General features: G+C 43.9%; 24 protein-coding genes and 7 tRNA genes. 28 read left to right on the forward strand and 3 right to left on the reverse strand.

Annotation, left to right across the window (positions count from 1 at the left end; genetic code table 11):
• The first annotated feature begins 87 nt into the window (after positions 1 to 87).
• From lon to ABD744_RS02950, 4 genes are all read left to right on the forward strand, one after another.
• Positions 88 to 2,490 carry an endopeptidase La gene (gene lon, locus ABD744_RS02935; RefSeq protein WP_425562112.1) on the forward strand — a complete coding sequence of 801 codons (2,403 nt, stop codon included), beginning with the start codon at positions 88 to 90 and terminating at the stop codon, positions 2,488 to 2,490.
• A 208-nt stretch (positions 2,491 to 2,698) separates the two neighbouring features.
• A complete protein-coding gene (locus ABD744_RS02940; RefSeq protein ID WP_344797701.1) occupies positions 2,699 to 3,010 on the forward strand; it encodes an HU family DNA-binding protein in 312 nt (103 codons plus the stop codon).
• A 21-nt stretch (positions 3,011 to 3,031) separates the two neighbouring features.
• A tRNA-Asp gene (locus tag ABD744_RS02945) sits at positions 3,032 to 3,108 on the forward strand.
• Between the two features lie 99 nt (positions 3,109 to 3,207).
• Complete coding sequence (locus ABD744_RS02950; protein ID WP_344795291.1) at positions 3,208 to 5,085, forward strand: SurA N-terminal domain-containing protein; 1,878 nt, start codon at positions 3,208 to 3,210, stop codon at positions 5,083 to 5,085.
• Between the two features lie 48 nt (positions 5,086 to 5,133).
• On the opposite strand, the gene ppsR is transcribed toward ABD744_RS02950, so the two are convergent.
• A complete protein-coding gene (gene ppsR, locus ABD744_RS02955; protein ID WP_344795293.1) occupies positions 5,134 to 5,955 on the reverse strand; it encodes a posphoenolpyruvate synthetase regulatory kinase/phosphorylase PpsR in 822 nt (273 codons plus the stop codon).
• A gap of 217 nt (positions 5,956 to 6,172) precedes the next feature.
• Between ppsR and ppsA the strand changes: the two genes are divergently transcribed.
• From ppsA to ABD744_RS03005, 10 genes are all read left to right on the forward strand, one after another.
• The gene (gene ppsA / locus ABD744_RS02960) at positions 6,173 to 8,533 is read left to right on the forward strand and encodes a phosphoenolpyruvate synthase (protein ID WP_344795295.1); all 2,361 of its coding nucleotides are present in this window, start codon (positions 6,173 to 6,175) and stop codon (positions 8,531 to 8,533) included.
• A 75-nt stretch (positions 8,534 to 8,608) separates the two neighbouring features.
• A complete protein-coding gene (locus ABD744_RS02965) occupies positions 8,609 to 9,292 on the forward strand; it encodes a Rossmann-fold NAD(P)-binding domain-containing protein (protein ID WP_344795297.1) in 684 nt (227 codons plus the stop codon).
• 112 nt (positions 9,293 to 9,404) lie between these two features.
• Positions 9,405 to 9,890 (forward strand): ribonuclease E activity regulator RraA, encoded by a 486-nt coding sequence (gene rraA, locus ABD744_RS02970; protein ID WP_344795301.1) that lies wholly within the window; start codon positions 9,405 to 9,407, stop codon positions 9,888 to 9,890.
• Between the two features lie 102 nt (positions 9,891 to 9,992).
• Positions 9,993 to 10,889, forward strand: a complete 897-nt coding sequence (locus ABD744_RS02975) for a diguanylate cyclase (protein WP_344795303.1) — start codon at positions 9,993 to 9,995, stop codon at positions 10,887 to 10,889.
• A 385-nt stretch (positions 10,890 to 11,274) separates the two neighbouring features.
• Positions 11,275 to 11,577: an integration host factor subunit beta gene (gene ihfB / locus ABD744_RS02980; RefSeq protein ID WP_344795305.1), complete on the forward strand. Its 303-nt coding sequence runs from the start codon at positions 11,275 to 11,277 to the stop codon at positions 11,575 to 11,577.
• Entirely contained in the window at positions 11,577 to 11,876 is a 300-nt protein-coding gene (locus tag ABD744_RS02985; protein ID WP_344795307.1) for a LapA family protein, read from the forward strand. The genes ihfB and ABD744_RS02985 overlap by 1 nt, the downstream gene beginning before the upstream one ends.
• A 12-nt stretch (positions 11,877 to 11,888) precedes the next feature.
• Positions 11,889 to 13,040: a tetratricopeptide repeat protein gene (locus ABD744_RS02990; RefSeq protein ID WP_344795309.1), complete on the forward strand. Its 1,152-nt coding sequence runs from the start codon at positions 11,889 to 11,891 to the stop codon at positions 13,038 to 13,040.
• Between the two features lie 17 nt (positions 13,041 to 13,057).
• Positions 13,058 to 13,753: an orotidine-5'-phosphate decarboxylase gene (gene pyrF, locus ABD744_RS02995; protein ID WP_344795311.1), complete on the forward strand. Its 696-nt coding sequence runs from the start codon at positions 13,058 to 13,060 to the stop codon at positions 13,751 to 13,753.
• Positions 13,754 to 13,885: 132 nt separating this feature from the next.
• Positions 13,886 to 14,143: a ComEA family DNA-binding protein gene (locus ABD744_RS03000; RefSeq protein WP_344795313.1), complete on the forward strand. Its 258-nt coding sequence runs from the start codon at positions 13,886 to 13,888 to the stop codon at positions 14,141 to 14,143.
• A 25-nt stretch (positions 14,144 to 14,168) separates the two neighbouring features.
• The gene (locus ABD744_RS03005) at positions 14,169 to 14,825 is read left to right on the forward strand and encodes a YjbF family lipoprotein (protein ID WP_344795315.1); all 657 of its coding nucleotides are present in this window, start codon (positions 14,169 to 14,171) and stop codon (positions 14,823 to 14,825) included.
• Here ABD744_RS03005 and ABD744_RS03010 read toward each other — a convergent pair.
• Positions 14,805 to 15,053 (reverse strand): hypothetical protein, encoded by a 249-nt coding sequence (locus tag ABD744_RS03010; RefSeq protein WP_344795317.1) that lies wholly within the window; start codon positions 15,051 to 15,053, stop codon positions 14,805 to 14,807. The genes ABD744_RS03005 and ABD744_RS03010 overlap by 21 nt on opposite strands.
• A gap of 496 nt (positions 15,054 to 15,549) precedes the next feature.
• Between ABD744_RS03010 and ABD744_RS03015 the strand changes: the two genes are divergently transcribed.
• From ABD744_RS03015 to ABD744_RS03055, 9 genes are all read left to right on the forward strand, one after another.
• Positions 15,550 to 15,625, forward strand: a tRNA-Val gene (locus ABD744_RS03015).
• 22 nt (positions 15,626 to 15,647) lie between these two features.
• Positions 15,648 to 15,724, forward strand: a tRNA-Asp gene (locus tag ABD744_RS03020).
• An 8-nt stretch (positions 15,725 to 15,732) separates the two neighbouring features.
• Positions 15,733 to 15,808: transfer RNA gene (locus tag ABD744_RS03025), tRNA-Val, on the forward strand.
• Positions 15,809 to 15,840: 32 nt separating this feature from the next.
• Positions 15,841 to 15,917, forward strand: a tRNA-Asp gene (locus tag ABD744_RS03030).
• Positions 15,918 to 15,924: 7 nt separating this feature from the next.
• Positions 15,925 to 16,000 (forward strand) — tRNA-Val (locus tag ABD744_RS03035).
• A gap of 55 nt (positions 16,001 to 16,055) precedes the next feature.
• Positions 16,056 to 16,132: transfer RNA gene (locus tag ABD744_RS03040), tRNA-Asp, on the forward strand.
• A gap of 531 nt (positions 16,133 to 16,663) precedes the next feature.
• On the forward strand, positions 16,664 to 18,694 hold the full coding sequence (locus ABD744_RS03045; RefSeq protein WP_344795319.1) for an oxidoreductase: 2,031 nt from the start codon (positions 16,664 to 16,666) through the stop codon (positions 18,692 to 18,694).
• A 230-nt stretch (positions 18,695 to 18,924) separates the two neighbouring features.
• Positions 18,925 to 19,944 carry a hypothetical protein gene (locus ABD744_RS03050; RefSeq protein ID WP_344795321.1) on the forward strand — a complete coding sequence of 340 codons (1,020 nt, stop codon included), beginning with the start codon at positions 18,925 to 18,927 and terminating at the stop codon, positions 19,942 to 19,944.
• An 81-nt stretch (positions 19,945 to 20,025) separates the two neighbouring features.
• Positions 20,026 to 21,033: a 1-aminocyclopropane-1-carboxylate deaminase/D-cysteine desulfhydrase gene (locus ABD744_RS03055; protein ID WP_344795325.1), complete on the forward strand. Its 1,008-nt coding sequence runs from the start codon at positions 20,026 to 20,028 to the stop codon at positions 21,031 to 21,033.
• Here the strand turns inward: ABD744_RS03055 and ABD744_RS03060 are convergent.
• A complete protein-coding gene (locus ABD744_RS03060) occupies positions 20,961 to 21,959 on the reverse strand; it encodes a DUF1853 family protein (RefSeq protein WP_344795327.1) in 999 nt (332 codons plus the stop codon). The genes ABD744_RS03055 and ABD744_RS03060 overlap by 73 nt on opposite strands.
• Before the next feature lie 108 nt (positions 21,960 to 22,067).
• On the opposite strand from ABD744_RS03060, the gene ABD744_RS03065 reads away from it, so the two are divergent.
• Genes ABD744_RS03065 through ABD744_RS03085 form a run of 5 tightly spaced genes read left to right on the forward strand, consistent with a single transcriptional unit; the run spans position 22,068 to position 26,092 of the window.
• On the forward strand, positions 22,068 to 22,955 hold the full coding sequence (locus ABD744_RS03065) for an NAD(+) kinase (RefSeq protein ID WP_344795329.1): 888 nt from the start codon (positions 22,068 to 22,070) through the stop codon (positions 22,953 to 22,955).
• Entirely contained in the window at positions 22,955 to 23,968 is a 1,014-nt protein-coding gene (locus tag ABD744_RS03070; protein WP_344795331.1) for a metallophosphoesterase, read from the forward strand. Before ABD744_RS03065 ends, ABD744_RS03070 begins: the two co-directional genes overlap by 1 nt.
• Positions 23,961 to 24,815, forward strand: coding sequence for a rhomboid family intramembrane serine protease (locus ABD744_RS03075; protein ID WP_344795334.1), 855 nt, complete (start codon positions 23,961 to 23,963; stop codon positions 24,813 to 24,815). Before ABD744_RS03070 ends, ABD744_RS03075 begins: the two co-directional genes overlap by 8 nt.
• 60 nt (positions 24,816 to 24,875) lie before the next feature.
• Positions 24,876 to 25,154, forward strand: a complete 279-nt coding sequence (locus ABD744_RS03080) for a YeaC family protein (protein WP_344795336.1) — start codon at positions 24,876 to 24,878, stop codon at positions 25,152 to 25,154.
• A gap of 23 nt (positions 25,155 to 25,177) precedes the next feature.
• Positions 25,178 to 26,092, forward strand: coding sequence for a DUF2797 domain-containing protein (locus ABD744_RS03085; RefSeq protein ID WP_344795338.1), 915 nt, complete (start codon positions 25,178 to 25,180; stop codon positions 26,090 to 26,092).
• Positions 26,093 to 26,101 lie beyond the last annotated feature (9 nt).

The raw sequence follows: 26,101 nt of genomic DNA on the forward strand, positions 1-26,101 counted from the left end.
TTTTAATCCCCACATAATCTTAAAGACTGTTACGCCGGTTTCTTTTTATCTTTTCTGCACGCCGGTATTTATTTAGAGGAAGTGTTTATGACAGCAACTGAGATTGAAAAAACGAACGGTGTTCCTGTATTACCTCTCCGTGATGTGGTTGTGTTTCCGCATATGGTTATTCCATTGTTCGTAGGAAGAGAAAAGTCCATTGCTGCGCTCGAAGAAGCAATGGCTGCGGATAAGAAAGTTTTATTGGTTGCTCAGAAAGATGCCAATCTGGACGACCCTCAAGCGAACGACTTGTACCAGGTGGGGACTGTAGCCACAATTTTACAGTTGCTTAAATTGCCTGACGGAACAGTAAAAGTATTGGTTGAAGGGTTGCAGCGCGCAAATATTGATGCAGTTGAAATTCAGAATGAACTCATGGTGGCTAATTTAACCTTGCTTGAATCGGAAGAGCTTAAGGGTGAAGAGTTTCAGCAGGTTATAGATACCGCAATTGAAGAAGTTGAAAAGTACATTAAGCAAAGCAAGAAAGTACCTTCTGAGGTGCTGAGTGCCATTAAGAATATTTCTTCTCTGAATCGTTTAACGGATACTTTGGCTGCTCACTTTACGTCATTGAAGGTGCCTGAAAAGCAGGCGTTACTTGAGTTGTCAGATCCGCTGGATCGCTATGACCAGATTTTGGGAATCATTGACCGTGAACTGGATGTGGTTCAGGTGGACAAAAAGATTCGTGGTCGAGTTAAAAAGCAAATGGAGAAAAGCCAGCGAGAGTATTACCTTAATGAACAGGTTAAGGCGATTCATAAAGAGCTGGGTGAAATGGACGAAGGCTCAAGTGAGCTGGATGAACTTGAGAAGCGCATTGACTCATCCGGCATGCCTAAGGAAGCAAGAGAGAAGGCGGGTTCTGAGCTGAAAAAGTTGAGAATGATGTCGCCGATGTCGGCTGAGGCTTCTGTGGTTCGTGGTTACTTGGATTGGTTGGTCAATGTTCCTTGGAAAAAACGTTCTAAAGTTCGCTTGGATTTAAATAAAGCCGAAGAGGTTTTGGATGAAGATCACTACGGGCTGGAAGAAGTAAAGGATCGTATTGTTGAGTACCTTGCCGTTCAAAAACGAGTGAAGAAACTTAAAGGACCGGTCTTGTGTTTGGTTGGTCCTCCTGGTGTGGGTAAAACGTCTTTGGGTAAATCCATTGCCCGTGCTACGAACCGCCAGTTCGTGCGTATGGCTTTGGGTGGCGTGCGTGATGAATCAGAGATTCGTGGCCACCGCAGAACCTATATTGGTTCAATGCCGGGTAAGCTGATTCAAAAGATGTCTAAAGTCGGTGTTAAAAACCCGCTGTTCTTGTTGGATGAAATCGACAAGATGGGGATGGATCAACGTGGTGATCCGGCTTCAGCGCTTTTGGAGGTGTTGGACCCTGAGCAGAATAATGCATTTAATGATCACTATATGGAAGTCGATTACGATCTTTCGGATGTGATGTTTATTTGTACCTCGAACTCGATGAATATTCCTGCGCCCTTGCTGGATCGAATGGAAATAATTCGAATTCCAGGTTACACCGAAGATGAAAAAGTAAATATTGCGCAAAAATATCTGATACCAAAGCAATGCAAAGATAACGGTCTGAAAGACGGTGAGCTTGAAGTTCCGGAAGAAACTATTCGTGAGCTGGTTCGTCATTACACCCGTGAGTCTGGTGTTCGTGGTTTGGAACGTGAAATTGCTAAGCTTTGCCGTAAAGTGGTTAAGTCTGTGGTGACGGGTGATGAACATAAAGCGCAGGTTGAGCCTTCTCATCTTGAAGATTTAATTGGTGTTCAGAAATTTAAATACGGTATTGCTGAAGAAGAGAATAAGGTTGGTCAAGTAACGGGGCTGGCCTGGACTCAGGTGGGTGGCGAACTGTTAACCATCGAAGCGGTTGCCATGCCGGGTAAAGGCAGAACGATCAAAACCGGTTCTTTGGGTGATGTGATGCAGGAGTCTATCCAGGCTGCAACGACTGTTGTTCGTAGTCGTTCAAAAATCCTGGGTATTCCGGATGATTTTTACGAAAACCAGGATTTACACATTCACGTGCCTGAAGGGGCAACGCCAAAAGACGGGCCGAGTGCGGGTATTGCAATGTGCACGGCGCTGGTTTCTGTATTGACTGGTGTACCGGTGCGTTGTGATGTGGCAATGACCGGTGAAATTACCCTGAGGGGACAGGTTCTGCCAATTGGTGGCCTGAAAGAAAAGTTATTAGCTGCTCATCGAGGCGGAATTAAGACCGTTATTATCCCGGATGATAATGTTCGGGATTTAAAGGAAATACCATCTCATATCAAAGAAGACCTCGAAATACGTGCTGTTAAATGGATCGATGAAGTCTTGGATGTCGCGCTGGAATACGTGCCTGAACCTGGCAATGAAAGTGTAAATGACAAAAAAAGTGACGTCGATGGCGGTGATGACCGAATTAATGCACATTAATTTACAAAAAAGTGCCTCAAAGTAGAAAAAAAGTACTTTGGGGCAGTTACTTTTGTGAAGATTTAGGTAAAATAACTCGCACTTAAATAAGAAACTGAGCGTGCTCGGGACAGAGAAACCCGCCTTCTATATGCTTGACAGGATAGATAGGTAATTGATAGATTTTTTCTTCCTGTTAGATACAAAATGCACCGCAGGGAATTATTAGATCAGTTTAAATACTGCTGACTTTTTAAAGGGGAATAATGTGAATAAGTCTGAATTAATCGAAGCTATTGCTGAATCTGCTGACATCAACAAAGCTGAAGCAGGTCGTGCTCTAGATGCAACTATTTCTGCAATTACTGGTGCTCTAAAAGAAGGTGATCAAGTTGCATTGGTTGGCTTTGGTACTTTTGCTGTTAAAGATCGTGCAGCACGTACAGGTCGTAACCCTCAGACTGGTGCGCCAATCGAAATCGCTGCTGCTAAAATCCCAGGATTTAAAGCAGGTAAGGCGTTGAAGGATGCCGTAAACTAAAATCTGTTTACATAGATTTTAGGAGCAGTAGTTCAGTTGGTTAGAATACCGGCCTGTCACGCCGGGGGTCGCGGGTTCGAGTCCCGTCTGTTCCGCCAATATACGGGGCGCATCAACTGATGCGCCTTTTTTGTTTGAGAAAGATGCTTTTGCATCTGATTTGAATTGTTATAGATAGGGATAAGCTAGGTTAAGCTATGCTTCAGAGTATCAGGAATAACACACAAAGCCTGTTTGCCAAGATCTTGGTAGGCGTGATTGTTTTAGTTTTTGCATTATGGGGCGTAGATGCCATCGTTGGCGGCTTTAACGGTGAAAAGCCAGCAGCTACTGTTAACGGCGAAGACATTGCTGAGGTAAACCTTCAGCGTGCAATAGAGTTGAAGAAGCGGGAATTATATTCTCGGTTTGGTGAAGGGTTTGACCCGTCCTTGATCGATGATAATTTGATTCGTAACGCTGCCCTGGAAGAGTTAATCGGTCGCGAGATTATTGCTTCCGACGCTTCGGCCCAAGGTGTTTCTTTTTCAGATCAGGCGCTGGATAAGATGATTGTAAATGCGCCTACTTTTCAGGTAGACGGTAAGTTTTCTCAGGAAGCATTTGATTCGGCCATCCGAAGCTTGGGCTATACCCGTGTTGGTTTCCGTGAGATGGCCCGTGAAGATATGATGATTGGCCAGGTGCGTGGTGCACTGTCTTCAACTGCATTTGTTACCGAGCGAGAAGCAAAGCGTTTAACTGCCCTTGAGCAGCAGCGTCGCGATTATGCATACACAACGATTTCCCGTTCTTCTATGGATGATAAGGTTGAGCTTTCTGACGAACAAATCGAAACTTATTATCAAGACAATGCCCAGAATTATAAAACCGAAGAGCAGGTCAAAGTTGAATACATTACTGTTTCCTTGGACGATTACACAGCAGGTGTAGAAGTCAATGAAGAAGACCTAAAAGCGCTTTACGATGAGAGCGTTCGTGAGATGGAAGTAACTGAAGAAAGAAAAGCCTCTCATATTCTGGTAGCCGTTGACGACGAAGTATCCGAGGAAGCTGCGATTGCAAAGATTTCAGATCTTAAAGCACGTATTGATGCAGGTGAGTCTTTTGAAGATTTGGCTAAGGAATTTTCTGATGATCCAGGTTCTGCTCAACAAGGTGGTGATCTAGGATTTGCGGGCACAGGTACCTACGTTGAACCTTTCGAAGACGCGCTTTTTGCTCTGAATGAAGGGCAGATGTCTGAGCCGGTGGTAACAACCTTTGGTGTTCACTTAATCAAATTGACTGATCTTCGTACACAAAACATTCCTACTTTTGAAGAAATGAAACCTAGATTAGAGCAAGAACTTCGCGTGTCTGAAGCCAAAACAGCGTTCGTTGCTGCAGGTGAAGAGCTGGCGAACAGTGCATTCTCGGCGGATACTTTGGCTGAAGTGGCGTCAGAGCTATCGTTGGAGGTTGTGACCACAGATTACATCACCAGAGAAGGCGGTGCCGATCAGGTAACCAGCAACGCTCAAATCATCAATCAGATTTTTAATGAAGAATTCATTGCAGATGCCCGGACCAGTGATTTGATTGAATTAAGCGATGAACAGTCGGTTGTGATTCGGGTGATTGATCACATCGTTCCGGAAGTTAAGTCTCTGGAGGAAGTTAAAGAGCAGGTCGTGTCTGCATTAACTTCTGAGTTGGCACAGCAGAAGGCTCGTGATGCTGCGGAAGCGCTTTTAAAAGAACTTCGTGAAGGTAAGGCTCTGGAAGACTTCACCGAAGTGCCTGGCCTTTCCTGGTCGGTGATTGAAAGTGCAGGACGCACAACAGACTCTGTGAATGCCGCAATTAATAATAAAGCGTTTACGATTGGGGCTTCAGAGTCCGGAAGTTTCGACCGCGTTTCATTAGGTAATGGTGATGTGGTTGTGATTCGTCTTGATCAAATTATTGAGGCGGAACAACTTGATGAAGAAGAAATTAAGTCTACGCTGCAGCTTCAGGGTAACCAAGCGGCTCGTTTGGATTATCAGGCATATCAACAGTCGCTTCGTGCACGCGCTGAGATTGAAAGATAAAACCTGATGTTGTAAAAAAAGCCACAATTTGTGGCTTTTTTTTCGTCCTCAGTTTTTACGCTCAATGCCAGTGATGTTCAAAATTCTGGCAGATATTTCTTCAATCGAGAAAAAAGTGCTGTTGATGTGAGGAATGCCTTCCTTGATAAATAACTCTTCGACTGAATCGACTTCCATCTCACACTGAGCAAGAGAAGAATAGCGGCTGTTCGCTCTTCGTTCATTGCGAATGTTAGATAGGTTTTCAGCATTGATGGTGAGCCCAAACAGCTTATGTTGGTTCTCTTTCAGAAATTTTGGCAGTGTGATCATGCCGTCGCGCATGTCTTCTTCGGTAATGGGGTAGTTGGCAGCGCATAAACCGTATTGAAGAGCCATATATATGCAGGTAGGTGTTTTTCCGCAACGGGATACGCCAATTAGAATGATATCGGCATCTCGGAAATTTTTTGTCCTGATACCATCGTCGTTATCGAGTGCAAAATGAACTGCGTCGATTCTGCTTTTGTAGGTGTCTTCTTCGGTGATGGAGTGTGACGTTCCTACCGTATACGAAGATTGGTGGCCCAGTTCTCGTTCCAAAGGGGATAGAAAGGTTTCAAAAATATCAATCGGAAAACCGTTACACGTTCGTATCACGGAGCGAATCTCTTTATCCACTACCGTGTCGAAGATAATGGGTTTTTGGCCGTCTGTGATAAACGCTTTGTTAATTCTTTCAGCGGTTGTTTGAGCTTTCTCAATTGTGTCGATATAAGGTAAGACGTTTCTTTCGAACTCTATCCCTTCAAATTGCGTTAATAATGCATTACCCAGTGCTTCAGCAGTAATGCCTGTTCCGTCAGATATGAAGAAAACGCTGCGTTTCATGTAAATTTATCTCTGAAATTGAAGTTCGAACTATTATAGCGTGCAACTGGCTTTCTATAATACCTGCTCCTAACATTGATCTTTGTTAATTCAATAAAGAATAAGTGCAGTGAAAAAAGAAACGCACTAGAGTTTCATAACGATTTTCCAGTACTATACTGGCCTATCTGGGTACGGGCTTCTACCGATGGGGTTAGCCTTTTAGAAGGAGAGAAAATTGAGCAAGAATATTATTTGGTTCGATAAATTAGGATTAACAGATATCGAGTCTGTAGGAGGCAAAAATGCATCCTTAGGAGAAATGATCAGCCACTTAAGCGATGCTGGCGTTTCAGTTCCAAATGGTTTTGCTACTACTTCTAGTGCTTATCAAGAATTTATTCACTCCAATGGCTTGGCTGAAGACATCAATGCTTTGTTGGCTGAGTTGGATGTGTCCGATGTGAATCGATTAAGCGATGTAGGCTCTCAAATCCGAAACTTAATTTTGAATGCTCGCTTCTCTGAGGCGTTTGAAAATGACATAAGAGCCTCGTTTGAAACTTTGTCGGAAGGTCACAATATTGCAGTGGCTGTTCGTTCCTCTGCGACGGCGGAGGACTTGCCGGATGCTTCGTTTGCAGGCCAGCAAGAAACTTTCCTGAATATTAAGGGCGTAGACAATGTCCTTCTGTCCATAAAACAGGTATTTGCTTCTTTATTTAATGATCGTGCGATTTCATACCGTTCACATTATGGGTTTGATCATGATCAGGTTTCCTTATCTGCAGGGATTCAAAGAATGGTTCGCAGTGAAACGGCGAGCAGCGGTGTTATGTTTACCTTAGATACAGAATCAGGCTTTAGGGACGCTGTATTTATTACCTCTTCTTACGGTTTAGGAGAAACGGTGGTACAGGGGGCAGTCAACCCGGATGAGTTTTATGTGCATAAGCCAACACTGCTCGCTGGTCGTCCGGCCATTTTAAGAAGAAATATGGGTTCTAAAGCCGTAAAAATGATTTACGGTACTTCCACCGATGTAGGTAAAACGGTTGAGACTGTTCCGGTTGAAAAGACATTGCGACAGAGTCTTTCAATTACGGATGAGGAAGTGACAGAGCTTGCTAAACAGGCGGTCATCATTGAAGAGCATTATCAGCGTCCGATGGACATTGAGTGGGCGAAAGATGGTGACGATGGTAAGTTGTACATCGTACAGGCTCGCCCTGAAACTGTTAAAAGCAGAACCACAGCGACTCAAATTGAACGTTTTTTATTGAATGAAACCGGTACTGTGATTGCCGAAGGCCGCAGCATCGGTCATAAAATTGGCTCGGGGCAAGTCCGTATAGTTCAGGATGTTTCCGAGCTTGATAAGGTTCAAACAGGCGATGTTTTAGTCACGGATATTACCGATCCGGATTGGGAGCCGGTGATGAAAAGAGCCTCGGCTATTGTCACTAATCGCGGGGGCAGAACTTGTCATGCGGCAATCATTGCCCGTGAATTAGGTATTCCGGCTGTGGTGGGGTGTGGTGATGCAACTGAGCGTTTGGCTTCAGCGAAACAGGTCACGGTGTCTTGCGCAGAAGGTGATACTGGTCTGATTTATGAAGGTATGCTGGATTTTGAAAAGAAAACCGACAGTGTCGGCAGTATGCCTGAAATACCGTTCAAAATTATGATGAATGTCGGAAACCCGGATCGTGCTTTTGATTTTCATTCGCTGCCCAATGAAGGGGTGGGTTTAGCCCGATTAGAATTTATTATTAACCGAATGATTGGTGTTCACCCTAAAGCGTTGTTGAATTTTGATATTTTACCGGATGATATCAAGCGCATTGTTGAGCGGCGTATGGCTGGCTACTCAAACCCGGTTGATTTCTATGTTGAAAAGTTGGTTGAGGGAATTTCAACCTTAGCCGCAGCGTTTTCGCCGAAGAAAGTGATTGTTCGTCTATCTGACTTTAAGTCTAATGAGTATGCGAATTTAATTGGCGGACGCATCTACGAGCCGGGCGAAGAAAATCCAATGCTTGGTTTCCGGGGGGCTTCACGTTATATCTCAGAGACTTTCCAGGATTGCTTTAAATTAGAGTGTCGAGCATTGAAGAAAGTCCGTGATGAAATGGGCTTTACTAATGTTGAAATCATGGTGCCGTTTGTCAGAACTGTCGGTGAAGCTGAGCAGGTGGTTGAGCTATTGGCTGAAAATGGTCTTAAACGCGGCGAGAACGGCCTCAGATTGATCATGATGTGTGAATTACCTGCCAATGCATTGTTGGCAGATCAGTTCCTTGAGTATTTTGATGGTTTCTCAATCGGTTCGAATGATTTAACCCAATTGACACTGGGTCTGGACAGGGATTCGGGCGTTATCGCGCACTTGTTTGATGAACGTAATGAGGCGGTGAAAGCATTGTTGTCGATGGCAATACAAGCGTGTCGCAAACAAGGCAAGTATATCGGCATCTGTGGGCAAGGCCCGTCAGATCACCCTGATTTAGCGGCTTGGTTGGTGGAGCAGGGTATTGAGAGTGTTTCGTTAAACCCTGATTCTGTGCTGGATACTTGGTTCTTTCTTGCAGATAAGTAAGTTTGGGTTATATAAATATAAGGGAGGCTAAGCCTCCTTTTTTAATTTTGGGATCGACTAAAAGGACTTGAACTGATGACTCAAAAATGTGCAGTGATTTTTGGTGCCACGGGGCTGACGGGCTCAGCTTTGTTGAATGAATTGCTGCTGTCACCTCATTATCTGCGGGTCTATGCGTTTACCCGAAGTCCTATTTTGACTGAGCATGCAAAGCTAGAGGTGTTTGAACAGCCCTTGGATGCGATTAATAATGAAACTATTTCTCTGCTGCCCAATGAGATGGACGTTTTCTTTTGTTTAGGTACGACTTTAGCCAAAGCGGGCAGTAAAGACATGTTCAAAAAGGTTGATTACTATTTACCGTTGAAGCTGGTAAATATGTTTGCCCGAAAGGCCGACCACTTTTTAATTATTTCCAGTTTGGGTGCTCAGCCAGATTCGTTGTCTTTCTACTTATCTGTTAAAGGGCAGCTTGAGGTAGACCTTAAAGTTCTTGATATTGAGCGGTTAACTATTTTCAGACCGTCATTGTTGGTGGGTGACAGAAAAGAAAAACGTTTTAAAGAAGACTTCTCCAGTACTTTAAGCAAGTTGGTTAACCCGTTGTTTTCGTTTAAAGTGCTTAAAAAATACAAGCCAACTGATTGTGAGGACTTGGCTAAGGCAATGTGTTTGGTGGCCACAACAGGAAAAGGCTTAGGCAACGCTCGAACCAATGTTATTTCTTCTGATATGATTGCCGACTTAATAAATTCTTAGAGTGTTTTGTACTGTCATGACGTCGAATAGATCCTTCATCGGGTTGCATCTTTGATGAAGGTTCGGTTGTTGCAGAGTACAAAGGCTTTTCTTAACCCTTGGAGTGCTAGTTATGGAATATATTACCCCGGACTTATGTGATGAATATCCGGAAGTGGAAGTGTTTGAGCCTATTTTTAATAACTTTGGTGGTCGCTCCTCGTTCGGTGGAGAAGTCGTAACGGTTAAATGTTTTGAAGACAACTCGATTGTGAAGGAACAGGTCGGCTTGCCAGGCGAAGGCCGTGTGATGGTTGTTGATGGCGGTGGCTCTATGAGAGCAGCTCTGTTAGGTGACATGTTGGCCGAAAAAGCGGTAGAAAATGGCTGGGCAGGTTTGGTGATCTTTGGTTGTATCCGCGATGTGGATGCCATAATGGAGCTGGATTTAGGTGTACAGGCTCTGAATACTCATCCTCGCAAAACGGATAAGCGTGGTTTGGGGGATCTGAATGTGGATGTGACCTTTGCCGGTTTGACTGTAAAACCAGGGATGTACGTCTATGCTGATAATAACGGCGTGATTTTATCCAAAAAGCCGTTGTCCATGCCGCAATAAGCTATCTTTTGATAAAAGAGTCGCTTCTATGTGGCTCTTTTATATTGTTTTTCCTTATTTGAAAGTTTCAGCTAAGCTGAAAGAAAACAGTCAGAAAATTCTATGGCGAAAGAAACTATTCTAATTGTGGATGACATAGCGCAGAACCTACAAATTCTGGGTGAAGTTTTGTCTGCTCAAGGGTATAGGGTAGCGGTGGCAACTAACGGGTTGCAGGCTATTGATGTCGCACAGAAAGTAAAACCGGATTTGATTTTACTCGATGTCATGATGCCTGAAATGGATGGCTATGAATCTTGCCGTCGGATGAAGAATATCCCAGAAATTGAGAACATTCCCGTCATATTTCTCACGGCCAGAAATACCTCTGAAGACCTTGTGGCTGGTTTTGAGGCGGGCGCAGTGGATTTTGTCAGTAAACCTTTTATTAACGTTGAGCTGTTGGTGCGAGTGAAAACTCAAGTTCGAATGAAGCACCTTGTTGAAGAGCTTGAGAGAAAAAATATAGAACTCGAAAATAAAGCCATTCATGATGATCTGACTGGTCTGTTCAATCACGGCCATATGTTTGAGCGACTGACGCATTGCCAGGAAATAGGCGTCCGCTACGGAACCAGCTTGTCGGTGATCATGTTTGATGTTGATCACTTTAAGTCGGTGAATGACAACTGGGGGCATCAGGTGGGTGATCAGGTACTCAAAAAAGTGTCTCAGATCATTAAGGATACCGTTCGTAAAACAGACATTGCCGGTCGCTACGGTGGTGAGGAATTTATGGTGATTTGTCAGGAAACCACCATTGAAAATACTTACGCTTTAGCAGAAAGAATACGAGAGAATATAGCTCAGGCAGATACGGGCTATGAAGGGCTTAGAGTGACCATCAGTGGTGGTGTCGCTGAAAGTCGTGTTGGAGAGCCGGTAGAGCAATTGGTAAATCGAGCCGATGAACTTTTGTATGAATCCAAAAATTCTGGCAGAAATAAAATTACTCAATAGTTCGGTAAACACTTAAAAGCTCCATTGAGTTGTGAATACAGTTTCAGCATTTCAGAAATTCTTCTTTATATGAACTTTATTGCATTTAGCGTTTACGTTGCGGGCATTTTTACACTTAGGTAACTGAAGGATATTCTTAGGAATTGAAATCAGTGTTGCATGACAACGGGGATGCCGGTTTATCTTGTTCGAAAATTACTATGGTGCAGTGAACGTTTGTTCGATAGGAACTCGTGTCAAGGTTGAGTCAAGATACTGGCTTGAATCTCGACTTTGTGACACAAATCTTGTTGTAAATCTTTGATTTTGATTGCAACTTTACTTTTTCATATTAAGTTTTTGTGCTAAGTTGATAAAAAATAATCAGAAAGAGGCGTAGGCCGGAATGACCAAATCAGAGTTGATAGAACGGATTGCTGCTCGTCAGAGTCATTTGTCGGTAAAAGATGTTGAGCTTGCGGTGAAAACGATTATCGAGCACATGGCTCAAACATTGGCAAATGGAGAAAGAATTGAAATTCGGGGCTTCGGCAGTTTCTCACTGCACTTTAGAGAGCCTCGTAAAGGCAGAAATCCTAAAACGGGCGAACCTGTTGAATTAACAGGTAAGTATGTGCCGCACTTTAAACCGGGTAAAGATCTTCGTGATCAGGTGAATGAAGGCATGCTGGAAGAAAAGAAACTTTAATGAGACTGCTTAAACTTCTCTTTTTTATTGTTGTTATGTCTGTTGTCGCCATTACAGGAGCTTTGTTTGTAATCGATAACCCAACCCTGGTAGATATTAACTTTTATAAGTGGCAATTGCCGAACATCAGTGTGCCGCTCCTTTCTCTTTTTGTTTTTGCTGTAGGACTATTGACGGGAGCATTTGCTACGGTAATCCGCGTTATTGCTCTTCAGTCTAAGTTGGCTCTGGTGAAACGCCAGCTAAAGCAGGTGGAAAAAGAAAGAGATAAACTGAGATTGTTAGGAATAAAAGAATAATCCGGAGTTTCAATGCCTGACTGGCTGATTTTTCTGGCAGTAATCTTACTACTTGGAATCGGCTGGTTTATTGGTCGGTCACAGGCCCTCTATTTTATCCCCGATTCGTCACCCCCTCAAAGTTCTTCCCGCTTATTCAAAGGCTTAAATTATTTAATTAATGAACAGCCCGACCAAGCCATTCATTATTTTGTCAGTATGTTGGAAGAAGATTCCGAGTCAATTGATTTGCAAATTATTTTGGCCAAACTGTTTCGTAAACAAGGGGAGTTAGACCGGGCAATTACCATTCATCAACGACTATTGGCCCGCCCTAACCTGACAGAAGCAACGATTGACCGAATTCATATTGAACTGGCACAGAATTATTACAGTGCAGGCTTGCATGATAGAGCCGAGCAGCTGCTTTTGGATCTGGTTCATTCAAAGTCTTCCGGTAAAGCGACTGACCTGCTTTTTTCTATTTGGGAAGATCAAAAAGAATGGGACCAAATTATTGAGATTACTCCCACTCTGAAATTCCTCACTGAGTCCGCAAAGGCTCGTGTGGTGGGTGCTGCCTGTGAGTTGTTCGTCAGGCAGCCTGACACAGGCTTCAGGTATTTGACGTTGGCTGAACGGCATAGGGCAGACAGTGTCATGCTGAACTATCATTTTGCTGAAGCGCATTTAGCTGATAAAGCATATCGAAAGGCCATCAAGCGACTTAAAAAAGTCGTGGCTTTGGATCAGAGTATGATTCCAGTTGTGTTACCTGTTGCTCGCCGTTGCTTTGAGCATGGAGTATGGGGGCTGAACTATCATTCTTTGTTGAACGAGTGGTTTCAAATTCACCCTTCCTTTTCTTTGGTAAAAGAAATCTTTTCTATTTTGATGCATGAAGAAGGGGTTGATTCGGCCAAAGTGTTTTTATCTGATTATTTACAAACACATCCCTCTATTCCTGGTTTGGTTCAATTGGTAGACTTGCACCTGCAAACAGGGCATTGGGAAGATACCTCAACGGTCAAGATGTTCCGGGGGTTATGTGATCAGATAATTGATCATGATATGAAGTATCAGTGTCAGAAATGTGGTTATCAAACCATGAAGATGTATTGGCAATGTCCGGGCTGCAGAGCTTGGGAATCCATAAGGCCGATTTACGGCCTCAATGCGGAATAATATAGGAAAATGGTGATATGAATAAACGTGTTGTAGTTGCTCTTGACTACCCGACTCAGGCTGAAGCTTTGACTATGGCGAGTCGTCTGGACCCATCGCTTTGTCGGGTCAAAGTGGGTAAAGAACTATTTACACGGTGCGGGCCTTCAGTTGTAGAGAGTTTACATCAGCGAGGTTTTGATGTTTTCCTTGACCTTAAGTTTCATGATATTCCCAATACGGTAGCGCATGCGATTCTCGCGGCGGCAGAAATGGGCGTGTGGATGGTGAACGTGCATGCTTCTGGCGGTCAGGCGATGATGGAAAGAACCGTAGAGTTACTGGATCAAAAAGGCGTAGAGAAACCTCTTTTAATTGCGGTAACGGTATTAACCAGTATGCAGCAAAGTGACTTGGCTGGTATCGGTTTGGATGTTCCTCCTGTGGAGCAAGTAAAACGATTGGCCTTGTTAACACAGAAGAGTGGGTTTGATGGTGTGGTTTGTTCTGCGCAAGAAGCTCCGGTGTTAAGATCATTGGTTGATCCGTCGTTTAAGCTTGTGACGCCAGGGATTCGACCATCCGGAGCGTCCAGTGATGATCAGAAGCGCATTGTCACGCCAAAAGACGCGATTCGAGATGGCAGTGATTACTTAGTGGTCGGACGGCCCATTACGCAGGCAGAAGACCCGGTTGCAGCGCTACAAAAGATTATTGATGAGATAAACGCTTAGTTCATGATTTTTTGTGGTATCCAGTAAGTGATAACTCCTATATTTGAGGCTTTTTCTCATATTTGTTATACGTTTATTGGATGACCTCATTACCTCTTGTTAAATTTTTGTGACATTTTACAGGAGGTAAACATGAAGAAATTAATTGTAGGCTGTTGGGTTTTACTTTTTTCATTGAGTTTATGGGCTATTGAGCCTGTTAATATTAATAATGCGAGCAAGGAAGAGCTTGAGTCACTGAAAGGTATTGGGCCAGTGCTTGCTGAAAGGATAATTCAGTATCGTGAAGAGAATGGTGGTTTTTCGGAAGTGCATCAACTGGCAGAAATCTCTGGAATCTCGGATAAATGGGTTCAGACCAATCTTCAGGTCGTCCAGCTGTCGGATTGAAGCTAAGTCACGAAAAGGAAGTGGGTTGCTAAGGAACATCGGTTGGCCTACTTTTTTTCTTTGTATGTTCGTAATGTTGACGGGCTGTACTCAAAATTCTGCGATGGGCGTGGTCGGAAAGTCTTTAGAGGTCGCTTTTTATGGACATCCGGATGCAAAATTTGATCGGGAATACATAGAAAGCATCCCATACGCTACGATGATTCTTAAAATTGGAATGGGCCCTAAATCGTTGGTCGTCCACTCCAAAACCGTAAATAATGATATTCATTGGATTGCAGCCGATTACACACTTTACGTAACCAGAAATGGCAGAATTGTCAAAACGGTGAATCTTCCCATCAATAGAGTGGGGTTAGAGTCTCGAGCACCTGATCCCATCACTCAAATCGAGCAGGGTAAAGCTTGGGACTACGACTATTATTATGAAGTGGATTTGCAGCCAGGCAATTTTTTTGCGACGCCCATACGCTCGAAATTTTTCTTTGACGGGGAAGAGGTGCTGGATATTATGGGGGAGAAGGTGTTAACCAAACGTTATGTTGAAGTCTTCTCAAGTAAGAAGCTGTATTGGGAGGATAAGAATTACTTTTGGTTTGATGCCAAAACAAATAAATTAAAACAATCCCTTCAGTTTATAGACCCAAAAACACCGGCTTTTTTAACTCAGGTAACTCGCTGATAAGTTAAGGCAGTGGTCTCTTAGCACCAGAAGGTCTTCATCGTGCGAGCAGCTGCTTTCAAGCTCGTTGAGACAAATGTTAATTGCATCTTGGCATTGGTTGTTTTCTGTAGGGGTTCTTGCGACTTTCAGTGCCTTTATTAAATAGCTCAATGCCGCAGCGTAGTCTTTATCTTCTTCTGCGATAAAGGCTATGTTGATGCAGTGGTCAAAGTTCTTATCCATCATTTTTTACATAACTCCTCGTAATTCTAAAATTCTAGCTGCCTTATACTTTTTTGTATGTTGATGTATTTCAGTAGTTTCTTTAAAGAAATATATTGCTTGGTTACTGCTTTGTGTGAAAAGTAACCATAAGTTAACAAGTTGGTTTTCTTATTAAATTGTTAAAATCAGTGCTCATCCTGAACTTTCAGTCTGGTTTATCGGCCCCTTGATCAAAAATATGAGTGCGATGTAAGAAAAACGTATGTTTCTAGTCTTAAAATTAAATTTACTTCTATAAATTTTTTGATGCGCTGAAGAAAGAAGTTATGGGGTGTTAGTTTATCCTAATCTCGATATCTGATCTGTTTTTGTACAAAATCAATGTTTTTTGGGTGATTTTTAAGCAATATGACAATATTATAAAAAAAAGTAAAAAATGGCTTGCATAGGGTAAGCCCCTCTGTATAATGCTGCACCACGAAACGACGGAACGGATTTAAGAAAGTTCTTAGATTTCGGGTGGTTAGCTCAGTTGGGAGAGCATCGCCCTTACAAGGCGAGGGTCACAGGTTCAAGCCCTGTACCACCCACCAAGTTTCGTGAGATATATGCTGTGGAGCAGTAGTTCAGTTGGTTAGAATACCGGCCTGTCACGCCGGGGGTCGCGGGTTCGAGTCCCGTCTGTTCCGCCATTTTACTGGGGTGGTTAGCTCAGTTGGGAGAGCATCGCCCTTACAAGGCGAGGGTCACAGGTTCAAGCCCTGTACCACCCACCAATTAAATGGCACATATATCGACAATTTGAAGTGGAGCAGTAGTTCAGTTGGTTAGAATACCGGCCTGTCACGCCGGGGGTCGCGGGTTCGAGTCCCGTCTGTTCCGCCATTTTGCTGGGTGGTTAGCTCAGTTGGGAGAGCATCGCCCTTACAAGGCGAGGGTCACAGGTTCAAGCCCTGTACCACCCACCACTAAAATGGCGATAGTTCAAATTGTTACTCGACACGCTTAGGCGTGTATTAATGCGGAGCAGTAGTTCAGTTGGTTAGAATACCGGCCTGTCACGCCGGGGGTCGCGGGTTCGAGTCCCGTCTGTTCCGCCATTTCTTTCCTTGTTTTATTCAAAAAAATCTTTTCTGAAATCTTTCTGTCATATATTTGTCTTAATCTTCTTGTTGTCTTGGCACATAACTTGTATTTCTTTATGTGTCTTAAATTTGAACATGAGGATTCTATTATGGAAATGACGGATGAAAACATTGAAATCTGGTACGACGATGATGACTACTATGATGACGGTGTAGAAATGTAAGCCTATGTTTTACCTTGAAATTTAGTTTTTACTGTCCAGCCAATCCAGAGTACGATGTTTCTGGTTGAAGTGGCTGGAAGTTTAAACTAAACCCCCTTCTTTACTTATTCCTGTTGATACGTGTTCTTTTTCCGGGCTTTTCGGCTCATCCAGTCTGATAGTTTTGCTTTTAATTAGTGCAGGTCAGCTAATTTGTGGTCAATTTTGCTCCTTTTGTCTGTCGTTAGGCGATAGCCCCTTATTCGCATTGAAGGTCGGCGTTTCCCTGTCTAGATTCAAGTAAGTTCTGTGGAAAATCTTAGATGACGGATTGGAGTGTGCTATGTCTGGTGAAGTCAAATATCCTAAAATGCTAGAGCCTTTGGATTTGGGGTTTACGACCTTAAAAAACCGAGTATTAATGGGGTCTATGCATACTGGGTTGGAGGAAGCAAAAAACGGCTTTGAGCGTATGGCTGCATTTTATGTAGAGCGGGCCAAAGGTGGTGTTGGCTTGATTGTTACAGGAGGCATTGGTCCTAACGCAGAAGGCGCGGTCTACCAAGGTGGCGCTAAAATGGACACGGTGGAAGAAGCCGATAGGCATAAAGAAGTGACCAAAGCCGTGCATGAGGCAGGTGGAAAGATTTGTATGCAGATTCTGCATGCAGGCCGGTACGCATATAACCCGAAGTTAGTCGCTCCCTCGGCGATTCAGGCACCCATCAATCCATTTAAGCCACATGAATTAACCGATGATGAGATTGAAGAGCAGATAGAGGCGTTCGTCCATTGCGCTGGCCTTGCTCAATATGCCGGTTACGATGGGGTCGAGATCATGGGCTCCGAAGGGTATTTCATTAATCAGTTCATTGTAGAGCACACCAATCAGCGTACCGATAAATGGGGCGGCAGTTATGAAAATCGTATTCGCTTAGCGAAGGAAATTGTTCGCCGAGTTCGAGAAAAGGTTGGGTCTGATTTCATTATTATTTATCGGCTCTCCATGCTGGACTTAATTGAAAAAGGCAGCAGTTGGGCTGAAGTCGTGACTTTGGCCAAGGAGATTGAGCGGTGCGGTGCAAGTATTATTAATACAGGCATTGGTTGGCATGAGGCGAGAGTTCCTACCATAGTAACCAAAGTACCAAGGGCGGCATTCACCCAAGTGACTCGTCAACTGAAAGGCGCGGTTAAGATACCTTTGATTACGACTAACCGGATTAATACGCCTGAGGTGGCTGAGCAGCTGCTGGAGGAAGGGCATGCTGATATGGTCTCTATGGCCAGACCATTCTTGGCTGATCCTGATTTTGTTCAGAAAGCATCTGAGGGCAAGGCAGATGAAATTAATACCTGTATTGGGTGTAATCAGGCCTGCCTCGACCACACTTTTAATATGAAGTTGACTTCGTGTCTTGTAAATCCCAGGGCGTGTCATGAAACAGAACTCGTGTATTTGCCTGCATTGCATCAGAAAAAAATAGCGGTTGTTGGGGCTGGCCCGGCAGGGTTGTCGTTCTCGACGGTGGCTGCCAGCCGGGGTCACTCTGTGACTGTATATGATGATCATCAGGAAATTGGAGGCCAGTTTAATGTGGCGAAACGCATACCCGGAAAAGAAGAGTTTTATGAGACGTTAAGATACTTTAAGAACTTAATCGAAAAAACCGGAGTCAGGTTGGTGCTCGGTAAGAGGGTTTCGGCTGAAGAGCTTGTTGCTGAGCGCTTTGATGAAGTGGTACTTGCAACCGGTATTTCTCCAAGAACACCTTCCATTGACGGAATTGATCATCCGAAGGTTGTAACGTATTTGGATGCACTTCTTGAGCGGCGAGAAATTGGGAAAAAAGTAGCCATCATAGGCGCAGGTGGAATCGGTTTTGATGCAGCCGAATTTTTGGCGCATCAAGGAAAGTCGTTAAGTTTAAACATTGATGCTTTTATGAAAGAGTGGGGGGTTGATCTGACGGTAGAGCACCGAGGCGGTGTTATTTCTCCTGAAGTGGCGCCTTCGGCGCGAGAAATCTATCTTATTCAGCGTAAGTCATCAAAAGTCGGTCAGAACTTGGGAAAAACGTCCGGTTGGGTTCATCGCACGGGGCTTAAGAAAAAAGGGGTGAAAATGATCAATAAGGCGGACTATCAGAAAATAGATGATAACGGTTTGCACTTGTTGGTGGATGGTGAGCCGGTTACCTTGGATGTGGATCATATTGTTTTATGTGCAGGTCAGGAGCCTTTAAGAGAGCTTCAATCGTCTTTAGAAACCGCAGGGCAGATGGTGCACCTTATTGGTGGGGCGGATGTGGCTTCAGAGTTGGATGCCAAGCGTGCAATAAATCAAGGGGCGCGTTTGGCGGCCGAAATTTAGGCGCTCGCGAACAGGTTGTAGTCTTCTTTTTGGGCCAAGAGAGTTGAACGCTTTTGGCCTTTTCTTTTTGGTTTATTGAGTCGCTTTATCTCGTAATAGTCTATTTTGCTTTGTAAACTTTCGTCACGACGAGTGAGCTAATATGTTCCTGCTAACTGGATCACAGATAGTTTTTTAAGAAACACTAGACTGTCGGTTATCAGGTTGAAATTAAGTTTGAGGTTTTTTTCATGAACTCTGCGAATGATAACTTACCAACGGTCGAAGCGGTTCTCCTTTTTAAAGGGGCTCAAGTGGTCGAGCAGATGCTGTATTCAGAATTCGAAGGAATATTGGATCATGTATCTAATTTTCCGGGTTACGCTGATGAGCGTGTAAAGGGATGTTACGTTCGGGTTAATCCTAATTTAACCATAGCGGGGGTCATTTTCTTTTATTTGGATTTTGATGACTTTGGCTATGCAGATCGTTCATGGTGCTTGCCTTTGAGGCGCTTAATGGGTCAGGCGGGCATGGGGCCGGATTTAGGTGCAGGGCCAGTGCATTTAGTGTGTCGGACTCGTTGCCCTCAGGTGGAGTTAAGAGAAGAGTTTTGGGACCCTTCCATTCAACCCGGCATGAATCATTTCCAGATTCTGAAAAGCGCGATTCAGCAGAATAAATTGAATATTAATGATCAGTTGGCTGTGTCTCAGGCTTCTTTATCCGGCTGCATTGATATCCCTGTGGTGGTCAACGAAGATGAAGACGCAAAGAACAGAAGAGATAAACTGGCAGAGGTCATTAAAAATCAGCGCTTCAGAATAGAAGCACTGACGAACGAGTGTGATGATAAGGTAAATGAACTGACCCGTGCTCGCAGGCATGATCAGATTCAGTTTAATGAGAAAAAGCGTTTGTTTGCTCAGAAGTTTGAACAGCTGAAAGTAAAATATCTGAAGCAGGATGAGCAAATGACCAACGCGGTGGCTTTGATAGCGCGCTTGTTAGGTGTTGATGATCCGGAAGTCATTAAGGAGCACCTTGAAGACTTGAGAGCCGTTGGAAACTTAGCGGACCTTTCCACAGGCGAAGGCAATACCGAGCAAATGGAGCTTATTCAGACCAAAGCAGAGAATTATCTTCTTACTCAGCAGTTGGTGCAATTGAAGCGAGCTTGTTCGGTTATGAATCAAAAGTTAAGGGTTTATGAAGAGGCGAACATGCCGAAGGTCACTCCGATCACTACGCCTCCGAAAAAGGTGAGTTAGTTTTTCTGTAAAAAATCTTAGATTTGTTTTTGTAAAGCCTTTGGTACAATTCTTTGTCCAGAGGCTTTTTTTTGTTGGGGTATGTTTATCGCTTCGTTTACTCTCGATACATCGCAGTTGAATCTTCCTGTCGAGCGACTTCAAACTGAGTGGTCTGAACAGGCCAAAGTAAATTTATTTTGTCTTCGCTTAGACCTGACAGACTTGGCTGTCTCTGGGAATAAGTGGTTTAAGTTGGCTCATAATATTGCAGAGGCAAAATCAAAGGGTATCTCGCAGGTGCTCACGTTTGGAGGCGCTTTTTCAAACCATATTTTTTCTACTGCGCATGAGTGTGCCAGGCAGGGCTTGAATTCAGTGGGTGTGATTCGTGGCGAGGAGTTAAACCCGAACGCTAATCAAATGCTTGAGCAAGCATCGAAAGCCGGGATGAAGTTTTGTTTTGTATCGAGATCCGCGTACAGAAACAAATATCATCAAGATCAGCTGGCGTATTACCAATCCGAATTTGGAGAATATTTTTTAATACCTGAAGGTGGCAGTAATCAAAACGGGGTTTTGGGGTGTGAAGCGATCGGTGAGCATATTGCCCGGCAAGGTATTTGTTTTAATGATGTTTTTGTCGCTTGTGGAACCAGCGCCACTTGTTCCGGAATCATTCGTGGTTTGCATGATGCACATAATCGAGGGCTGTTGAACTTCAGGCCCAAAGTGCATGGGGTGTCCATGTTTCCAAAGCCAGACAAGCCGGGTTGGCAGAGTTGGATGAAACCAGAGTTGGAGGGGTATTTGGGGGATGTGAATTATCCCTACCAGCTGCATGAGTCTGGCTATTTACCGGCTTATGGACGACTAACAGAAGGGTTGGCCGAATTCATTTCAGAGTTTCATACGCAAAGTTCCATTCTGTTGGACCCGGTTTATACCGGAAAGCTGGTTTATTATCTCAAGCATCTTTGTGAGGTTGGCCAGTTTAGGCCACAGAGTAACCTTTTATTTGTTCATACGGGAGGCCTTCATGGTTGGCTGGGTTTTGAAAGTCCTCCCCAATTGTCGGGAACGATAAAAAACCGGCTGTCTTCTGTATAGTGGTGTAAAGATCCATCGTCTGATTGGTTATCTATGGATGCAATCAACACTGGCCGGTGCCACTTCGACATGATTTTTTTGACTTCATTGAAAAGGCTGGCTTGGTCAAAAAGTAAGTTGTTGTCTTTCTGGTGGTGTTTACTTAACCAATAGGGCTTATTCAGGATGATGTAGCTGTGTTGCTTGTTAAGTTGTTCGTTGGCTGAAGATAGGGTGAACCAACGATGGTCTTGTTCTTTGGCGCTTCCTGAGGGTAGGCTCAGATGTTGGTTGGGGTTTCTGAATAAGTAGCCGACCAGTAATACAGATTGATGAGTGGGTATTGGCAACTTGTTGGTTTGGGCGTAATCCTGAAAAACCGGTGAATGAGAAATTTGGGATTGATGGTTGGTTAAGTGCGACGTTTTTAAATCAAGCCGGTCGTTAATCATCGGACCTAGCCAGTGGCGCAATGGTAGCGTTTGGTTCATCCAGGCTTCCGACCCTAAATAGAATTTCACTGCTACTTCAAGGTGAACGACTTCGTTGGTGTTCATGTCTCGATAGATAAAGTCGATTTCTCCTAGCGTTTTCCCCTCATGGTGAACTTGCAGGTGCTCTGCAATAACATCGAACTCAGGGTAGGTGTTCAGAACATAACTCAGCAGCGATTCAAAATAAAAGCCGACGCGTTTAGACGCTTTTTCTTCCACGAACTGAATCAGTTTTTCCGGGGCTCGGTTCAGTTTGTCCATTCGGGTTTGCCAGCATTCAGGATGTGCCTGAGATGGCAGGCATGGTGTTGATGCAATCCCTTTTTCATAAAGATTGGCTAAAGTGTTATTAAAGTAACAAGGACTTATCAAGCTGGGTTGTTCAATCAGCCAGCAAAGATCGGCTACATATTGGTGCGAAAAATTCAGAGTAAACAAATTGTTATCAGCCAAAAGAGTGGTATTGACGGTGTCTGTCGGTTGTTGAAGTCAGTATAAAAGAGTAGCATGCCAGATAGACAAAAATTAATGTAAATCTGAACAGAAGCTAGCTAAATCATCATGGATCAATTTAGAAATATCGGAATTATTGGCCGTATCGGCAGTGCAAAAGTGGTAGAAACAATTCGTCGTTTGATGAAGTTTTTTGATGATCAGGCCATGAATGTGATCCTGGAAGATCGAATTGCAGAAGTAATTCCCGGCCATAACCGTCAAGTGGGGCGATCCCAGCTATTGGGAGAAATGTGTGACCTGGTGATTGTTGTGGGAGGCGATGGTAGCCTGCTCGGTGGTGCACGTAAATTGGCCAAGTACGGTGTGCCGGTGTTGGGCATCAACCGAGGTAAACTTGGGTTTTTGACCGACATTAGCCCAGATGAACACATGGAAGAAAAAATTACCGAAGTGCTTGAGGGCAGATACATCACTGAAAGCCGCTTTTTGTTGGATGCTCAGGTGAGACGAGGCGGGCAACCGGTTGCAACGCTTTCAAGTCTGAATGATGTTGTTTTACATCCAGGTAAAGCGACCACCATGATTGAGTTTGACTTATATATCGAAGGCAAATTTGTATACGTTCAAAAATCTGACGGTTTGATTGTGTCCACGCCAACGGGATCTACGGCCTACTCGTTATCCGGTGGTGGTCCAATCATGCATCCGAAACTTGATGCCATTGTATTGGTGCCTATGTTTCCTCACACATTGAGCTCTCGGCCGATTGTGGTGGATGGTAACAGCGAAATTAAATTGATTGTTTCTGAAAACAATAAAACCTATCCGCATATCAGTTGCGATGGTCAGGAGTCTTTTACTTTGGCTCCTGGTGATACCATTTATATTCATAAGAAACCTCAAAAGCTGAAGTTGATTCATCCTTTGGATCATGATTTTTATCAGACATGTCGCGATAAATTGGGTTGGCAGACTCAAAGAGGCTTGCAGTAATGAGCAACAACCAAACCTTGAAAGGCTATGACATTATTGGTGATATTCACGGATGTTCAGAAGCTCTGGAACGTTTGCTGATAAAGCTTGGTTACAGCAAGGTAGACGGTGTTTATGGTCATCCGGACCGAAAAGCTGTCTTTGTTGGAGACATCATTGATCGCGGGCCGCACATCAGGCAGGCCGCGTGGTTGGTGCATGATATGGTTAAAGCCGGCAATGCTCATATTACGATGGGGAATCACGAATATAACGCCATCGCTTATATGACCGTTGTGGGTGAAGAAGGTAGCCAAGAATATCTTCGTGAGCACAATCATCGTCATACCCGAATCATGCGGGAAACCTTGGATCAGTTCGCTGACTATCAGGATGAATGGCAGTATCTGATCAGCTGGTTTTTGACCATTCCTGTGTTTCTTGAATTACCGGGATTCAGAGTGGTCCATGCTTGTTGGGATGAGGAGCTGATTGAAGAATTCAAAGCTCGCCGAAACACTAATACGATTGATCTTGAGTTTCTCATTGCCTCTTCGGATCTTGATTCATTTGAGTTCCAGATCATGGATCGCTTATTGCGGGGAACCAATTTGAAGTTGCCCAACGGAATGGCCATTGAAGGCAAAGATGGTTACGTGAGGCAGTTTTTCAGAACTAAGTTTTGGACGGATGAGCCGGATATTTACCAGGACATTGTTTTTCAGCCCGATCCTTTACCGGATGAAATTGCTCAAAAACAACTGACCGATGAGGACCGGGATAAACTGTTGAGTTACGCCGATGATGCGCCGCCGTTGTTTTTTGGCCATTACTGGCGAATCGGTAAACCGGAGTGCATCAAACCAAACTTGGCTTGTCTGGATTACAGTGCGGTCAAATACGGCAAGCTGGTGGCTTACCGGTTTGACGGGGAAGAGCAACTCAGCGACTCGAAGTACGTCTTTATTGATGTAACGCCAACTGAGTTTCCGTTAGATGACAGTAATGGGTTAGAAGACCTAAGTCGTGTTTAAGTTGGGTGAAGTTCAATCTCCTGAGGCAGTTGCGGAACTGAGTGCTCGTTTGTGGAAGGCAAAAATTCCGCATCAAGTGGTTGAACGCCCGGCTGAAGAAAGTACAACGGGTGTGCTTTCTGAAATATGGTTGGTTCGTGAACAAGACTTACCCTTGGCTGTTTCTCTCCTAAATAATGCCTCTTCGGATACTTCTGTCAGTCAGGAGCCGTCTCCCATTGTTGCCTCGCTTTCTTATGCAAGGTTAACTTGGGTTTTCATTGTTGCTTGCGTCATTGTTTCTATTGTTACCGGGCTTGGTGCCAATATTCCGGTTTTGTCGTACTTCTCGATAGTGCCCATTGAAGTTCGGGGTGATCGCTTGTACGCGGCTACGCTTGATTATGCACTGTCAGAAGGCCAGATTTGGCGACTGTTTACTCCTGCGCTCTTGCATCTAAGTTTCATGCATATCCTTTTTAATATGCTATGGCTTTGGGAGTTTGGTCGTAAGATAGAATTACTGGATGGTAAGTCCAGGCTACTCACGGTAATCATTAGCTCCGCTGTCATTTCAAATTTGGCTCAATACTATGTCGGTTCTGTGTTGTTCGGAGGCATGTCCGGGGTGATCTATGCCTTGCTAGGATATATGGTTGTTTTTGATAAATTGATGCCTCAAGCCCGTTATCAACTGCCGACAGGTATTGTTGTGTTTATGCTGATTTGGTTGGTGTTGGGGTACACTCAATTCACCGAAGCTTTGGGAATGGGCAAAATTGCCAATGCTGCTCATACGGCCGGATTATTTTCCGGCGTGATCCTGGCTTTCTTATCGGCTTTTATTTTCAGACCCGCCAGAAATTAGCTTTCTTAGTCAGTGACTAATACAATGTGACACTTTAAATTTTTAAGTTGGACGCAAGTGATGACTTTAGACGATCTGATTAAATCCATTAATCCTGAAATTTATCAAAATCTGAAGACAGCAGTAGAGCTTGGGAAATGGCCTACCGGTCAAAAATTAACTGAAGAACAAGTGGGCTTATGTCTCCAGGCCATCATGCATTATGAGTCTTCCAACGATTTGCCTGATGCAGATCGCATTGGTCATATCAGCCGTGAGAGCATGCCCGCGCATAAGCGTAAGAGAGCAAAAGAGGAAGAGCAGCTTAAACGTTCTATTGCTGTCCAGCAGTTGCATTGATTCATAGTTAGGTTGTTATTCTCATGCAAAGTGATTTATTCGAAACGGATCAATCCGTTTCAGACGCTTCTGAAGTACCTGAAGCCGTAACTAAAATAACAACGCCGCCTGAAGCTGGTGTTGTTTTTGAAGGTTCTGTCTCTAAAATGCGGGTTCGTTTGGCTGAACCTGTCCAGTATTCTTTGGGTGATGTTTCGGTGAACCGCCTGATTGGCTCGAACCTAAAGCTTACCTATAAGGGGTCAATAAACTGTATTTCTTGTGGCTCACTAACGAATAAGAGCTTCAGTCAAGGGTACTGTTATCGTTGTTTTACCACCAAGGCTGCATGTGACAGTTGTATCATGTCGCCTGAGAAATGCCACTTTGATCAGAATACATGTCGGGAGCCAGAATGGGGTGATCGCTTTTGCATGCAATCGCATTACGTGTATCTTGCTAATTCATCAGGGATTAAAGTAGGGATTACCCGAGGAACACAGGTTCCAACCCGATGGATTGATCAGGGGGCTTGTCAGGCATTGGCGATTTATCGTACAAATAATCGGCATATGTCTGGCTTAATTGAAGTCGTCATGAAACAGCACGTCGCAGATAAAACTAACTGGCGAACCATGTTGAAGGGCGAACCTGAGGTTTTAGACTTAACGATCATCCGTGATCGCTTATTTGAAGAAACAAAAGAAGAAATTAAGTCTCTGACGGATCGTTATGGCTTGAACAGTATGCAGCCTTTGTTGCATGCTGATACGGTGAATATTTCATATCCTGTGAGAAATTACCTGGAGAAAATTTCTTCCTTTAATTTTGATAAAGACCCCATTGTTGAAGGTAAACTGGAAGGAATTAAGGGCCAATATTTAATTTTTGATTCTGGTGTAATCAATTTACGACGGTTTACAGGTTATCAAATCGCGGTCGAAGTTTTAGATAAGTAAACAATTACG

The sequence above is a fragment of the Litoribacillus peritrichatus genome (genome assembly GCF_039537985.1).
Classification (GTDB): Bacteria; Pseudomonadota; Gammaproteobacteria; order Pseudomonadales; family Litoribrevibacteraceae; genus Litoribacillus; species Litoribacillus peritrichatus.

Bases quoted from the DNA above. Each gene is read 5' to 3' on its own strand.
- rraA (WP_344795301.1), top strand. From the start codon at position 9,405: ATGGAATATATTACCCCGGACTTATGTGATGAATATCCGGAAGTGGAA.
- ABD744_RS02975 (WP_344795303.1), top strand. From the start codon at position 9,993: ATGGCGAAAGAAACTATTCTAATTGTGGATGACATAGCGCAGAACCTA.
- ABD744_RS03080 (WP_344795336.1), top strand. From the start codon at position 24,876: ATGACTTTAGACGATCTGATTAAATCCATTAATCCTGAAATTTATCAA.
- ABD744_RS02950 (WP_344795291.1), top strand. From the start codon at position 3,208: ATGCTTCAGAGTATCAGGAATAACACACAAAGCCTGTTTGCCAAGATC.
- ihfB (WP_344795305.1), top strand. From the start codon at position 11,275: ATGACCAAATCAGAGTTGATAGAACGGATTGCTGCTCGTCAGAGTCAT.
- ABD744_RS03045 (WP_344795319.1), top strand. From the start codon at position 16,664: ATGTCTGGTGAAGTCAAATATCCTAAAATGCTAGAGCCTTTGGATTTG.
- pyrF (WP_344795311.1), top strand. From the start codon at position 13,058: ATGAATAAACGTGTTGTAGTTGCTCTTGACTACCCGACTCAGGCTGAA.
- ABD744_RS02965 (WP_344795297.1), top strand. From the start codon at position 8,609: ATGACTCAAAAATGTGCAGTGATTTTTGGTGCCACGGGGCTGACGGGC.
- lon (WP_425562112.1), top strand. From the start codon at position 88: ATGACAGCAACTGAGATTGAAAAAACGAACGGTGTTCCTGTATTACCT.
- ABD744_RS03065 (WP_344795329.1), top strand. From the start codon at position 22,068: ATGGATCAATTTAGAAATATCGGAATTATTGGCCGTATCGGCAGTGCA.
- ABD744_RS02990 (WP_344795309.1), top strand. From the start codon at position 11,889: ATGCCTGACTGGCTGATTTTTCTGGCAGTAATCTTACTACTTGGAATC.
- ABD744_RS03050 (WP_344795321.1), top strand. From the start codon at position 18,925: ATGAACTCTGCGAATGATAACTTACCAACGGTCGAAGCGGTTCTCCTT.
- ABD744_RS03070 (WP_344795331.1), top strand. From the start codon at position 22,955: ATGAGCAACAACCAAACCTTGAAAGGCTATGACATTATTGGTGATATT.
- ppsR (WP_344795293.1), bottom strand. From the start codon at position 5,955: ATGAAACGCAGCGTTTTCTTCATATCTGACGGAACAGGCATTACTGCT.
- ABD744_RS03055 (WP_344795325.1), top strand. From the start codon at position 20,026: ATGTTTATCGCTTCGTTTACTCTCGATACATCGCAGTTGAATCTTCCT.
- ABD744_RS03010 (WP_344795317.1), bottom strand. From the start codon at position 15,053: ATGATGGATAAGAACTTTGACCACTGCATCAACATAGCCTTTATCGCA.
- ABD744_RS03085 (WP_344795338.1), top strand. From the start codon at position 25,178: ATGCAAAGTGATTTATTCGAAACGGATCAATCCGTTTCAGACGCTTCT.
- ABD744_RS02985 (WP_344795307.1), top strand. From the start codon at position 11,577: ATGAGACTGCTTAAACTTCTCTTTTTTATTGTTGTTATGTCTGTTGTC.
- ABD744_RS03000 (WP_344795313.1), top strand. From the start codon at position 13,886: ATGAAGAAATTAATTGTAGGCTGTTGGGTTTTACTTTTTTCATTGAGT.